We start from the raw sequence: 14495 nt of genomic DNA, 5'->3' as shown, positions 1-14495 counted from the left end.
ATAAAACGCTTTGAAGATTATCATATCTATCAGGAATTTTTGTAGCAGGCAGTTTTTTTCTCATGCAGCATTGACATGCATATTCGGTTTTATTTTTTCATTTAGCAGTTCGGCACAGAAGGAGGCAAAACCTACGCCTCCTCTTGCCTTTTTAAATAGTCACCTTTCCTATACCACCGATTCATTGGGCAACCGCGTTCCTGATTTTTCCTATTGCGGTTACAAAGCTTCTGAGCAGCCGATTCCGAATGTAGAAGTGAAAGTGATAGTGCCCGTAAGAAAGGGTGATGCCACATTGCGTATTCAATCGGCGTTGGATTATGTGGCTTCATTACCTGTCGATGCGAATGGCTTTCGTGGAGCAGTGTTGTTGCAGAAAGGAACTTATGAAGTGTACGGCCAGTTACGCATCACAACATCAGGCGTGGTGCTGCGTGGCAGTGGCGTAAACGCAACAACCATTGTTGGTGCAGGAACCGGACGGTTGGCATTAATAAAGATCATAGGGAAGAATTCTATCAATCGTGAAATGACAGGTATTAAAATAACTGACGCATACGTGCCGGTGAATGCAATGAGCTTTCATATAGATCCCTCTATCAATATCAAGCAACATTCGAATAAAATTATCATCCATCGCCCTTCAACAGCCAACTGGATCAAATTATTAGGAACCGATCATTTTGGTGGTGGCATTACTGCATTGGGATGGAAACCCGGCGACAGGGATTTGTTCTTTGATCGTACCATTACCAAAATAGAAGGTAATACTGTTTCTATTGATGCACCACTTACAACTGCACTCGATTCAACTTATGGCGGCGGTACGATTTATTTTTATAACAATGATGACCACATTAATAACTGCGGTGTAGAAAATCTGCATTGTATTTCAACATATGATAGGACAAATCTAAAAGATGAAGATCATCGCTGGAATGCTATCAATATCGAAGGAGCAGAAGATTGCTGGGTACGCCAGGTGAACTTTCAGCATTTCGCAGGAAGTGCTGTAAGTGTGCTGGAAACATCCAAACGAATTACCGTTGAAGATTGCATTTCCTTAGCGCCTGTTTCGGAAATCGGCGGTCAGCGTCGGTACACATTTTTAACGACTGGTCAGCAAGCCTTGTTTCAGCGGTGTTATGCGGAAAATGGTTATCATGATTTTGCCGTTGGTTTTTGTGCACCCGGCCCCAATGCATTTGTACAATGTGAATCCGTCTTACCGTATAATTTCAGTGGTGCTATCGATAGCTGGGCAAGCGGCGTATTATTTGATGTAGTGAGTGTAGATGGCAATGCCCTGCGTTTCGGTAATCGTGGACAGGATGGCAATGGTGCAGGTTGGGCGGCAGCTAACAGTTTATTCTGGAACTGCAGTGCGGCTCGCATCGATTGTTACCAACCTCCAACTGCACAAAACTGGGCCTTCGGTAGCTGGAGCCAGTTTGCAGGCGATGGTTACTGGAATGAATCGAACAATACCATCACACCACGAAGTTTATACTACGCACAGCTGCGTGAACGGTTGAATAAAAACATCGATCAACAAGCACAATTGTTGAATGTACCGACAGAGGCAAGCAGCAGTCCGTCGGTTGAAACAGCGATGGAGTTAACGAAAGAAGCTGGCAAGCCAAGAATGCAATTAAAGGAATGGATAGCGCAAGCAAGTAAAAGAAATACTATTCCAATATCTTATAGTAATGACACAGTTTTAAGTGTTTCAGACTTTAATAGACTTGTTAAGCAAGCGGAGTCTAAAATCCGCCCTTCGGGGAGTGAGGGGGCTGCAATGCAAATCAAGAATGGAGTGTTAATTAGAGGCAGTGAATTAGTAACCGGTAAACGTATAAGCGTACAATGGTGGAGTGGTGGTGTACAGGGAAAAGACCTGCAACAGGCAAGGCCGCACATTACCCGTTATGTTCCCGGCCGCAGTGGCAGAGGATTGACGGATAATTTGGATGAAGTGGTGGCTGAGATGAAAGCGACCAATTATGTTGCGATTGAACATAATTATGGTTTGTGGTACGACAGGAGAAGAGATGATCATGAACGTATTCGTCGTATGGATGGTGAAGTATGGCCACCATTTTATGAATTACCTTTTGCTAGAAGCGGTAAAGAAACAGCGTGGGATGGTTTGAGCAGGTACGATTTAACGAAGTACAACTTGTTTTACTGGAACCGCCTGAAGCAGTTTGCTGATCTTGCTGATCAGAACAGTTTAGTGCTTGTACATCAGAATTATTTCCAGCACAACATTATTGAGGCAGGAGCACACTATGCCGATTTTCCCTGGCGCACGGCGAACAATATCAACAATACCGGGTTTGTGGAGCCCGTGAATTATGCGGGTGATAAACGCATTTTTTATGCAGAACAATTTTATGATATTTCGAATCCTGTTCGCAGAGAGCTGCATAAAAAATATATCCGCCAGTGTCTAAATAATTTTAAAGACAACAACGGCGTTATTCAACTCATCGGGGAAGAATACACAGGTCCTGTTCATTTTGTAAAATTCTGGCTCGATGTAATCCGTGAATGGGAAAAAGAAACAGGCAAGCATCCGATCATCGGGTTGAGTGTAACCAAAGATGTACAGGATTCTATTTTAAGCATTCCTGCATATGCTGTGGTTGTTGATTTGATTGATATCCGTTACTGGCATTACCAGGCCGATGGTTCTGCGTATGCGCCAATGGGTGGGCAAAATCTTGCTCCCCGTCAGCATGCACGTTTATTGAAACCAAAGAAAACAAGTTTCGAACAAGTTTATCGTGCAGTAAAAGAATACCGCAAAAAGTATCCAGCCAAAGCTGTTGTGTATAGCGGCGATAATTATTCTGAGTTTGGCATGGCGGTATTGATGGCGGGTGGCAGCATGCCGGTGTTGCCTGAGAATATTGATAAAGACATTGTAAATGCTGCCGCAGCCATGAAGCCTGTTGCATCAACCAACGCCAACGAATATGTATTGAGCAATGGAAAGAACAGTATTATTTATAACACAGTAACCAAAAAGCTGGAAAGAAGATAAATGATAAAAAAAGGATCGACGATATTTTGTTTATTCATCGTAAGTTTTATAAACGCACAACTGCCGAAGTTGAAAGTGTCGGCGAATAAGCGGTTCTTTCAAACAATAAATGGGAAACCGTTTTTCTGGCTGGGCGACACCGGTTGGTTATTATTTGTAAAGTGTAACCGTGAAGATGCTGTGCATTATCTCGAAACAAGAAAACAGCAGGGCTTTAATGTGGTGCAGGTAATGGTGCTGCACGACATGAATAATACAAAGAATGTATATGGCGATTCTGCCTTGATCAACGAAGATGCATCAAGGCCCAATGTAACGCCGGGAAGTGATTATAAAAATGCCGATGCCTACGATTATTGGGATCATGTTGATTTTATCGTGGATGAAGCGGCGAAGCGTGGCATATACATGGCGATGGTGCCGGTGTGGGGCAGTAATGTAAAAGCTGGAAAAGTAAATGTGCAGCAGGGGGAAGCTTATGCAAAGTTTTTAGCCCACCGTTATAAAAACAAAACCAATATCATCTGGCTCAATGGCGGCGATGTAAAAGGGACAGATGGGATGGATGTATGGAAAGTGATCGGCACAACATTGAAGAAATATGACACCAAACATTTGGTGACTTATCATCCACGGGGACGTACTTCTTCCAGCGACTGGTTCCATAATGAAGCATGGCTCGACTTTAATATGTTTCAGAGCGGTCACAAAGATTATGCGCAGGATACCGTTAGTACCGAAACCAATCATTACGGTGAAGACAACTGGAAGTTTGTTAACGTAGATTATCAACTCAAACCGATAAAGCCTACAATGGATGGGGAACCTTCTTATGAAAATATCCCGCATGGATTGCACGATAGTTTGCAACCACGCTGGAAAGATGCAGATCTGCGTCGCTATGCATACTGGAGTGTGTTTGCAGGAGGTGCCGGTTTTACCTATGGGGAGAATGCAACCATGCAGTTTAACAAGATGGGCGATTGGACAGCGAACTACGGCGTAACCATGAACTGGAAACAAACTATCTATTCGCCCGGTGCGAGCCAAATGATTTATTTGAAAAAACTGATGCTGAGCAAATCTTATTTCGATCGTGTGCCTGCACAGGATGCAGTGGTAGACAGTGGCGAACGTTATGATCGTGTAGCCGCAACAAGAGGAAACGGTTATGCTCTATTTTATGTGCACAACGGAAGAAACTTTAAAGTGGATATAGCGAAACTGAAGTTTGCGCCGGCGAAGGCAAACTGGTATAGTCCGAATACAGGAAAACAGCAGGTTGTTGCGGGATACAAAAACAAAGCAATTGCGAGTTTTGATCCACCCGGTGAACAGCAGGACGGAAATGATTGGGTATTGATCCTTGAAAAATAATAAGTATGTGGTTGAGGGCACTCTTTATTCATTGTTCATTACTCATTTTGTTTGCTTCCTGTTCAAACAAAGCATACCTGTTTACTTCGTTTCACGAACCGGCGAATGAGGGGTTACGGATGTTGTACAGCTATGATGGAAAACAGTGGACCGATATTGATACAGTTCTTTTACAACCGAAAGTGGGCAACCAGCAAGTCATGCGTGACCCATCGATGGTGCAGGGGCCGGATGGTACATTTCATTTGGTATGGACAAGCAGCTGGCGGGGTGATCTTGGCTTTGGTTATACTTCATCAAAAGATCTATTGAATTGGAGTGGACAACAGTTTATTCCGGTAATGAAGAGTGAACCAACTACGGTAAATGTATGGGCGCCGGAATTGTTTTACGATGATGAGGCTAAACAATACATCATCATCTGGGCAAGCTGTATTCCCGGCAGGTTTGAACGGGGCATTGAAGAAGACAGCAACAATCACCGCATGTATGTAACCACTACACCCGATTTTAAAACTTTCAGTGAAACAAAATTGTTTTTCGATCCGAAGTTCAGTGTAATTGATGCGGTGATCGTAAAAAGGAAGAAAGATGATTATGTGCTGCTGTTAAAAGATAACACCAGGCCTGAGCGGAATATTAAAGTGGCATTCAGTAATTCGCCGCTAGGTCCATGGACCAATATTTCTAAACCATTTTCGGATTCTTTTACCGAAGGTCCGACCGTGGTAAAACTGAAAGATGAGTGGCTGATCTATTTTGATTCGTACCAAAAGAAAATTTATGAAGCGGTTGCAACAAAAGATTTTGTGCGTTTTGAGAATGTGACAACGACAGTAAGAGTTCCGGAAGGACATAAGCACGGGTCGATTTTGACAATAAAAAGAAAATATTTAAAACAACTAAGACGCAAAGTCGCGAAGATTCACTAAGACGAGGCGTTTTCGTTGCAACTTCGGGCCTTTGTGGTACAAAAAGAAATGAAGAAGTTATTTAGCATATTTCTGTTAGGTGCATTGAGTGCTGCGGCACAGGATACAGTGCGTTACAACGGCACAACTTTATCCAACGTCGATTATCACCACGGGCAATTATCACCTGCGGTTGGTGTACACAATATTCAAACCATGCGGGCCAACCGTGCCGATACAGGCGCTACCTCATGGACCTATAATCATGCACCAATGCTGGCTTACTGGGACAATACATTCTTTCTGGAATATTTAAGCGATCCTATTGGCGAACATATCCCGCCGGGACAAACTTTACTGCAAACATCAAAGGATGGCTACAACTGGACTCATCCTGTTGTGATTTTTCCGCCGTATAAAATCCCCGATGGGTTTGTAAAAGAAGGAAAGACTGATACGGCAAAGAATACTTATGCAGTGATGCATCAGCGAATGGGTTTCTATACTGCAAAATCAAAACGTCTTTTTGCATTGGCGTTTTATGGTATCGTGTTAGGTCAGAAGGATGACCCGAATGATGGAAATGGAATTGGTCGTGTTATTCGTGAAATAAAAGCAGATGGTTCATTCGGTCCTGTCTATTTTCTCCGGTACAATCATGCATTCAACGAAAAGAATACTTCGTACCCGTTTTATAAATCATCCAAAGACAAAGGATTTGTTGCAGCCTGCGAAGAAATTCTGAGCACACCTTTATTAATGATGCAGACTGTAGAAGAAGCTGATCGTAATGATCCGTTGATTCCCTTGCAAAAAGATTTCAAAGCATTCAACTATTATCATTTGCCCAATGGCAACGTGGTGGCCCTTTGGAAATATGCATTAACCAGTATCAGTAAAGATGAAGGAAGAACCTGGCAATACAATCCGCTACGGGCACCGGGCTTTGTAAATGCGAATGCAAAGATCTGGGGACAGAAAACCGGGGACGGTAAATATGCTACGGTGTATAATCCTTCTGAATTTCGTTGGCCCTTAGCTGTTAGCATAAGTGATGATGGATTGAATTATAAAAACCTCTTGTTGGTAAATGGCGAGATCACTTCCATGCGTTATGGTGGTGCCTATAAAAGTTATGGTCCGCAATATGTACGTGGCATCCAGGAAATGGATGGCAAACCTGCTGATGGAAACATGTGGATAACCTATAGCATGAACAAGGAAGATATGTGGGTGAGCCGTATTCCTGTTCCGGTAAAAGAGAAAGTAACCACACATGTAAACGAGGTGTTCAATACCTTGCCTGCAGGAGTGGAGATGAATGAGTGGAATATTTATAGCCCGCTTTGGTGCAGGGTGAATGTAGAGAATTATAACAACCAGAAAGTACTGGCCCTGCACGACAGCGATCCGTTTGATTATGCCAAAGCAGAACGTCTTTTCCCTGAATCAAAGAATGTGGTAGTTGAGTTTACGATTACAGCCAGGCAGAATAGTGCAGGTGATCTGCAAATTGAACTGCTGGATAAAAAGGGTACAGCCACGTTGCGTCTTATTCTCGATTCAACAGGAAATTTATTGACGAAGCAAGGTTATCGCAACAAGAGCCTCGGCAAATACAACGCCGATGAGCAGCTTGCTATAAAAATTGAACTGAATACTACTACACGTTTCTATACGGTAACAGTGAATAATGGCAAGCCGTCATTGAATGTCTTTTTTCAACCGGTAGAATCGGTAGAACGATTATTGTTCAGAACGGGTGAAGTGCGTCGTTTCCCGAATGCAGACACGCCAACCGACCAGGATTATGATTTGCCGAATGCCAATGCAAGGGCGAAAGAGGCTGCTTATTTTATTCATTCAGTAAAAACAAAGTAGTCTGAACCAGGATTCATAAGATTTGAAGGATGATAAAGATGAAATACGGAATCTCGAAAGTTTTAGGTATAGTTGAAAGAGCACAACTGAAAAGGAAACGAAATAAATCCTTTGTGTTTCTGTGTGCCTTTGTGTCTTTGTGGTTCAACTCTTCTGCCCAATTCAAACCACTTGTGCTCAAACAGGAGCAGTTCAAACATTACGTCGACTATTTCAACACAATGGAGGAACCGAATATTGAGCAGGCGATTCCCAATGCACAGAGCTGGGAGTGGATGAAGAAGAACATTCCCTTGTTTGAATGTCCGCAACAGAATTTTGAAGAGATCTTTTATTACCGCTGGTGGACTTTGCGCAAGCATATTAAGAAAACGGAAAAGGGATTTGTATTTACCGAATTTTTGATTCAACGCAGTTATGCCGATAAATACAATCTTATCTCCAGCGGTCTTGGGCATCATATTTACGAATCAAGATGGCTGCACGATAAAACCTACATGGATAACAACCTGCACATATGGTATCGGGGTAATGGCGGAAAGCCATTAAAGAAATTACGCTTTTACAGCAGTTGGAATATTGATGCTATTTACAACCGTTATCTCGTTAATGGCGACCGTCAGTTTTTATTGGATATGCTTCCTGATCTGAAAGCAGATTTCGCGGCCTGGGAGCAGGAAAAGAAAGCTTCAAGCGGTTTGTTCTGGCAATTTGATGTGCGTGATGCGATGGAGGAAACCATCAGCGGCGGACGCAATGAAAAGAATCCCCGCTCATCGATCAATGGCTATATGTTTGGCAATGCAAAAGCTTTAGCTGCGATAACACGGTTAAACAAAGAGGAAGATGCGATGCAATTGTACAATCGTAAAGCCGATTCTATCAAACAACTCACGCAGCAATTGCTCTGGCATCCGCAGCATTTGTTTTTTGAAGTGAGGAAAGAAAAAGGTGATACGCTGTCGAATGTAAAAGAAGAGATCGGGTTTATTCCCTGGTATTTCAATATGCCTGATAGTACTTACAGTGTGGCTTGGAAAAGTTTGATGGACACTAAAACATTCTGTGCGCCATTTGGCATTACTACGGCAGACAGAAGCCATCCTTCATTTCGTACGCATGGTTGCTGCAAATGCGAATGGGATGGAGCTGTATGGCCTTTTGCCACTGCACAAACATTAACAGGCATGGCGAATTTGTTGAATAATTATCAGCAGAATTATGTGGCGGATGGCGATTACCTCAGTTTGCTGAATACGTATGTGGAGTCGCAATACTATCGCGGCCGTCCATATATCGGTGAATACCTTGATGAGAAGACCGGTTACTGGTTAAAGGGTGATGAAGAACGCAGCCGCTACTACAACCATTCAACATTCAACGATTTGATCATTAGTGGGTTGGCTGGCTTGCGTCCCAGAGCAGATGACCTCGTTGAAGTACATCCATTGTTGCCGGATGACAAATGGGATTGGTTTTGTTTGGATAACGTGTTGTATCATGGCAAGATCGTCACCATCATCTGGGATGAAGATGGAAAAAAGTATAAAAAAGGGAAAGGTTTGAGTATTTGGGTGAACGGAAAGAAAGTGGCTTCGTCGTTGAAGCTGGAAAAAGTTGTTGGGAAATTATGAGTTTTTTTTCTACCACAAGGGATACAAAGTATAACACGAGGTTCACAACGTTGTGTGCTTTGTGTTTCTTTGTGTTCTTTGTGTTACTCTTACCGGTATATAGTTATCCGCAACAAACAGAAAAAGTTTATCTCTCCGGCACAGGAAGTGATCAAACCGTGCAGTGGGATTTCTTTTGCACCGCCGGCATGAATGCAGGCAAATGGACAAAGATCGCCGTGCCTTCCTGCTGGGAATTGCAGGGCTTTGGCAAATACGATTATGGTTTTGCAAAGGACAGTGTACGGGGAAAGGAAAAAGGGTTGTACAAATATCGTTTCAATGTGCCTGCCAACTGGAAAGGCAAAGTCATCAATATCGTATTTGACGGGGTGATGACAGATGCAGAAGTAAAATTAAATGGTAAGTCAGCTGGCTCTGGACACCAGGGAGCTTTTTATGCTTTTAAATATGATATTAGCAAACTGTTGAAATACCGATCGAATAACTTGTTGGAAGTAACTGTTGCTAAGCATTCAGCAAATGAATCGGTGAATGCAGCAGAGCGAAGAGCTGATTTCTGGATATTCGGCGGTATCTTTCGTCCGGTGTGGTTAGAAGTGCTGCCACAAAAACACATTCAGCACGTCGCAATTGATGCGAAAGCAGATGGTAGTTTTTCTGCAAAATTGCAGGCCAAAGGTGATGGTTATGTAACTGCTTTAACTGTTGAATTGCTTGATCAGAACAACAAGTTGGTAAAGAAAAGCGAAGTAAAGGTTAGTGAGTTTAGCAATCAATACGGAATTAAAACTGATTGCAAAGGCGTTCATCAATGGTCGTCTGAATTCCCGAATTTATATACTGCTGTATTCAGAATTTATAGTAAGGATAAACTGTTGCATGAAGTTTCAAGAAAATTTGGTTTCCGCACAGTAGAATTAAAACAACGGGATGGCATCTATGTCAATGGTGTGAAGGTGAAGATGAAAGGCGTGAACCGTCATACATTTCGCCCTGAGACAGGGAGAACTACCAGCAAACAGATCAGCGTTGAAGATGTGTTGTTGATAAAGGAAATGAACATGAATGCAGTGCGGATGAGTCATTATCCGCCCGATGATCATTTCTTGGATGTATGTGATTCGCTGGGTTTGTTTGTAATGGATGAACTGGCGGGCTGGCATGGTAGTTACGATGAGCCAACAGGAAAGAAGCTACTCAAAGAAATGATCGATCATGATGTGAATCATCCTTCCATCATCTTCTGGGCAAATGGTAATGAAGGTGGTCACAATTTTGATCTTGATAAATATTTTTCTGAATTTGATATTCAACAGCGACCTGTTGTGCATCCCTGGCAATTGTTCGGCGGTTTTGATACACAGCATTATCGTGAATACAATTACGGTATCGGCAACTACGAAAGCGGCAAAGAGATTGTCATGCCAACAGAGTTTTTGCATGGACAGTTTGATGGCGGTCATGGTGCAGGTATTGAAGATTATTGGGAAAAAATGTGGCACAATCCATTAAGTGCAGGAGGTTTTCTCTGGGACTTTGCAGACAATGCAGTGGTACGAAAAGATAAAAACGATTCACTCGATACCGATAAGCATCGTGCAGCCGATGGTATCGTAGGCCCACATCACGAAAAAGAAGCAAGTTTTTATACCATTAAAGAAGTGTGGAGCCCGGTTTATTTTGAACGCAGGGAAATCACCGATGCCTTTGATGGCAAGCTGAATATTGAAAACCGTTATCACTTTACCAACATCAAAGAATGCGCTTTCAGCTGGAAGCTGAAACGATTCGAGATCGAAACATCAAAAAGAATAGTCGGAACAGCAATAGCTCCTGATATTCAGCCCGGCGCAAAAGGGACGGTACAATTGCAGCTGCCAGCTGATTGGAAAAATTATGATGTGTTGTATGTAACCGTGAAGGATCGCTATCAACGGGAGTTGTTTACCTGGAGTTTTCCCATCAGCAGTCCAAAACTGGTTGGTGCAAGAATGATTGCGAAAGAAGGAAATAATAATATCAATACAACAGATGCAGATTCATTGCTGACTATAAAAGTAAAAGATGTAACGGTTGTGCTGAATAAAAACAATGGGTTACTAGTGTCGGTAAAGAATGGAAAAGGAGAATTGCCATTCAACAACGGTCCGGTTTTGCAGGAAGGAGTGAACAATTTCAAATCATTCAAACAGTACAAAGAAAGAAGCAACCTTGTACTTGAATCTTCTTTCGACCAGAAAGAAAGTTACAACACGTTGAAGTGGACCGTTTATCCGTCGGGTTGGATCAAGCTGGAAATAAAGTATTTCCCTTCGGCTTACTTCACCAATTTCGCCGGTGTTAACTTCTCCTTCCCCGAAAAAGAAATTCAATCTATTACGTACATGGGTGATGGCCCTTATCGTGTTTGGAAAAACCGTATGAAAGGAAACCAGTTTGGTGTATGGACTAAAACCTACAACAACACGGAAACAGGTGAAGCTCCATGGATCTATCCTGAGTTCAAAGGCTATCATTCTAATTTCTATGGGGGCACTTTCTTTACAAAAACGAATCGTTTTACGATAGTAACGGAAAATGAAAGCCTGTTCCTTCGTTTGTTTACGCCGGCATGGAAAACCGATCAGTGGCACAATTACGAACCGCTGTTTCCTTCGGGTGATATTTCGTTCCTGCAGGGCATCAGCAGTATCGGCAGCAAAACACAACGCAACGAAACAACGGGCCCCATGGGCAGTAAGAATATTTTTTACGATTACGAAAAAGATCCGTCAAGGGCTTTGCAACTGAATTTATATTTCAACTTTTCAGCCGATCAACAAGAATGAGACAATACATCATTATAATAACCTGCCTGTTTTCATCGCTACAGCCAATAGCTGCTCAGGTAACAATTCAGCGACTCCGCTGTGAAATGTTGAACAACCCGCTGGGTGTCGACGTCACTTCTCCAAGACTTAGCTGGCAGTTGCAATCAACCGAACGTAATGTAGAGCAAACGGCTTATCACATTCTTGTCGCCTCGAGCAAAGAAAAACTCAATAGTAATGAAGGCGATTTATGGAACTCCGGTAAGATCTGTTCATCGCAATCCATCCATATCAGCTATAGCGGTCAGCCTTTACAAAGTGGTAAGCCCTATTTCTGGAAAGTAAAAGCATTTACAACAAAAGGAGAAACACACTGGAGTGAAATGGCTTACTGGTCCACAGGATTATTAAATGAGAGTGACTGGAAAGCAAAATGGATTGGCTATGATAAAGCATCGACATGGGACAGCATTACGCAATGGTCGAGATTGTCTGCGAGATATTTACGCAGGGAATTTCAAAGTGCTTCAATTGTAAAAAGGGCGACGGTTTATATCTGCGGCCTGGGTATGTATGAACTCTACATCAACGGTAAAAAAATCGGTGACCAGGTGCTGGCGCCTAACCCCACCGATTACCGTAAAACTTATTTCTACAATACCCATGATGTAACTACGCAGATCAAGGCAGGAACAAATGCAGTTGGAGCTGTATTGGGTAACGGACGATTTTTTACCATGCGGCAGAATTACAAAATGCATAAGCATAATACATTCGGTTATCCGAAACTGTTGTTGCAGCTGGAAATTGAATACACTGATGGATCGAAGAAAACTATCATCAGCGACGAAAGCTGGAAGCTGAATGTGGATGGCCCCATCCGCACCAATAATGAATATGACGGTGAAGAGTATGATGCAAGGAAAGAATTTACTGGCTGGACAATTGCAGGCTTTAACGATAATAAATGGATGCAGCCCCAAATAGTGGAAGCGCCAAAGGGAAAGATGATTGCACAGATGAGCGAACCGATGAAAGTGATGCAAACCATCAAACCCCTCTCTATCAGAAAGCTTCCCGGGGGAAAATATATCCTGGATATGGGGCAGAACTTTTCAGGCTGGATCAAATTGCAAAACATCAACGGGAAAAAGGGTGACAAAGTGGTCTTGCGTTTTGCAGAGAGCCTGCAAACAAGCGGCGAATTGTTTGTTGCCAACTTACGGGATGCGAAAGTAACAGATGTTTATACGTTCGGTAATGTTTCTCTGGGAGACAGGGGGTGGCGCCCTTCCTTTGTGTATCATGGTTTCCGCTACGTGGAAGTGAGTGGATTCCCCGGTGTGCCAACGCTTGACAATTTTGAAGGACAATTAGTTTATGATGCCCTGGAAACAACCGGTTCGTTTGAAACATCCAACGCCACCGTCAATGCTGTTTATAAAAATGCATGGTGGGGCATTGCATCAAACTACAAAGGCATGCCGGTTGATTGTCCGCAACGCAACGAACGCCAGCCATGGCTGGGTGACCGTACCGTTGGATCGCAAGGAGAAGGTTATGTATTCAACAATGCAGCATTGTATGCCAAATGGATGCAGGATATTGAAGATAGTCAGACAGAAGAGGGAAGCATTCCCGATGTGGCACCTGCTTTCTGGAATTATTACAGCGATGATGTAACGTGGCCGGCTGCTTATATTTTTATCAGCAACAACCTGTACAATCAATTTGGCGATATCACACCCATTCAGAGACATTATCCTTCGATGAAAAAATGGATGATGTACATGAAGGAGAAGTTCATGAAGAATTACATTGTCACCCGTGATAAATATGGTGACTGGTGTGTGCCGCCTGAAAGCCCCGGGCTCATTCATGCAAAAGATCCCAGCCGTTTAACCGATGGCAAACTCATTGCCACGGCTTATTACTACAAACTGCTTTCGTATATGCAGCGCTTTGCCCAACTTACTAACAACAAAGAAGACGCAATAGTGTTTGCGGCGCTGGGTGATAGTATCCGCACCAGCTTTCAAAAGACATTTTATAATCCGCAGCAGCAATCCTATTCCAACAATACGGTAACAGCAAACCTGTTGCCTTTGTATTTTGGCATTTGTCCCGATTCGTTGCGGGAAGTTGTGTTTGAGAAGATCAAACATAAAATTGAAGTTGATAATAAAAATCATATCAGCACGGGCCTCATAGGTTCGCAGTGGCTGATGCGTGGATTAACAGAGTATAATCATACGGATCTTGCTTTTACACTGGCATCGAATAATACGTACCCAAGCTGGGGCTATATGTCAGCGAATGGCGCCACCACCATCTGGGAGTTGTGGAATGGCAACACGGCTAACCCTGGTATGAACAGCCAGAACCATGTGATGTTACTCGGTGATTTGCTCACCTGGTTCTATGAAAATCTGGCAGGCATCCGCAGCAATAAAACCGATGTGGCATTTAAAAAAATCATCATGAAGCCATCCATTCCAACCGGGTTGAATATTGTAAATGCATCCTACAAAAGTTTGCATGGATTAATTGCAAGCAACTGGAGAAAGAATACCAACCAGTTTGAATGGTCGGTCAGCATACCGGCGAATACAAAAGCGACGGTATACATCCCTGCCGATGATGTGGCTTTTGTAAAAGAATCAGGGCAGGCGATTTCACAAATAAGCGATATCAGGTTTATAAAAATGGAAAAGGGATCTGCCGTGTTCGAAATCGGGAGCGGCAGTTATTACTTTCAAAGTCAATCCCCGGCTATCTTTGGGATATATAAAGAAGAAGAAAAGAAAAGGCAAACTTCAAATCAATAAGA

The 14495-nt window shown here is 42.9% G+C and carries 7 protein-coding genes; all 7 read left to right on the top strand.

Annotation, left to right across the window (positions count from 1 at the left end):
- Positions 1 to 10 precede the first annotated feature (10 nt).
- Genes ACFEL9_RS20000 through ACFEL9_RS19970 form a run of 7 tightly spaced genes read left to right on the top strand, consistent with a single transcriptional unit; the run spans position 11 to position 14493 of the window.
- On the top strand, positions 11 to 3049 hold the full coding sequence (locus tag ACFEL9_RS20000; RefSeq protein WP_385893928.1) for a DUF6298 domain-containing protein: 3039 nt from the start codon (positions 11 to 13) through the stop codon (positions 3047 to 3049).
- Positions 3050 to 4426 carry a glycoside hydrolase family 140 protein gene (locus ACFEL9_RS19995; protein ID WP_385893926.1) on the top strand — a complete coding sequence of 459 codons (1377 nt, stop codon included), beginning with the start codon at positions 3050 to 3052 and terminating at the stop codon, positions 4424 to 4426.
- Positions 4427 to 4431: 5 nt separating this feature from the next.
- The gene (locus ACFEL9_RS19990) at positions 4432 to 5358 is read left to right on the top strand and encodes a glycoside hydrolase family 43 protein (protein WP_385893924.1); all 927 of its coding nucleotides are present in this window, start codon (positions 4432 to 4434) and stop codon (positions 5356 to 5358) included.
- Between the two features lie 48 nt (positions 5359 to 5406).
- On the top strand, positions 5407 to 7218 hold the full coding sequence (locus ACFEL9_RS19985) for a sialidase family protein (RefSeq protein WP_385893922.1): 1812 nt from the start codon (positions 5407 to 5409) through the stop codon (positions 7216 to 7218).
- 38 nt (positions 7219 to 7256) lie between these two features.
- Entirely contained in the window at positions 7257 to 8852 is a 1596-nt protein-coding gene (locus tag ACFEL9_RS19980; RefSeq protein ID WP_385893920.1) for an MGH1-like glycoside hydrolase domain-containing protein, read from the top strand.
- Positions 8849 to 11683, top strand: coding sequence for a glycoside hydrolase family 2 protein (locus tag ACFEL9_RS19975; protein ID WP_385893919.1), 2835 nt, complete (start codon positions 8849 to 8851; stop codon positions 11681 to 11683). The genes ACFEL9_RS19980 and ACFEL9_RS19975 overlap by 4 nt, the downstream gene beginning before the upstream one ends.
- Complete coding sequence (locus ACFEL9_RS19970) at positions 11680 to 14493, top strand: alpha-L-rhamnosidase (RefSeq protein WP_385893917.1); 2814 nt, start codon at positions 11680 to 11682, stop codon at positions 14491 to 14493. Before ACFEL9_RS19975 ends, ACFEL9_RS19970 begins: the two co-directional genes overlap by 4 nt.
- Positions 14494 to 14495 lie beyond the last annotated feature (2 nt).

It is taken from the genome of Terrimonas alba (assembly GCF_042434975.1).
GTDB classification, from domain to species: domain Bacteria; phylum Bacteroidota; class Bacteroidia; order Chitinophagales; family Chitinophagaceae; genus Terrimonas_B; species Terrimonas_B alba.
This window is presented reverse-complemented; position numbering and strand designations above follow the sequence as displayed.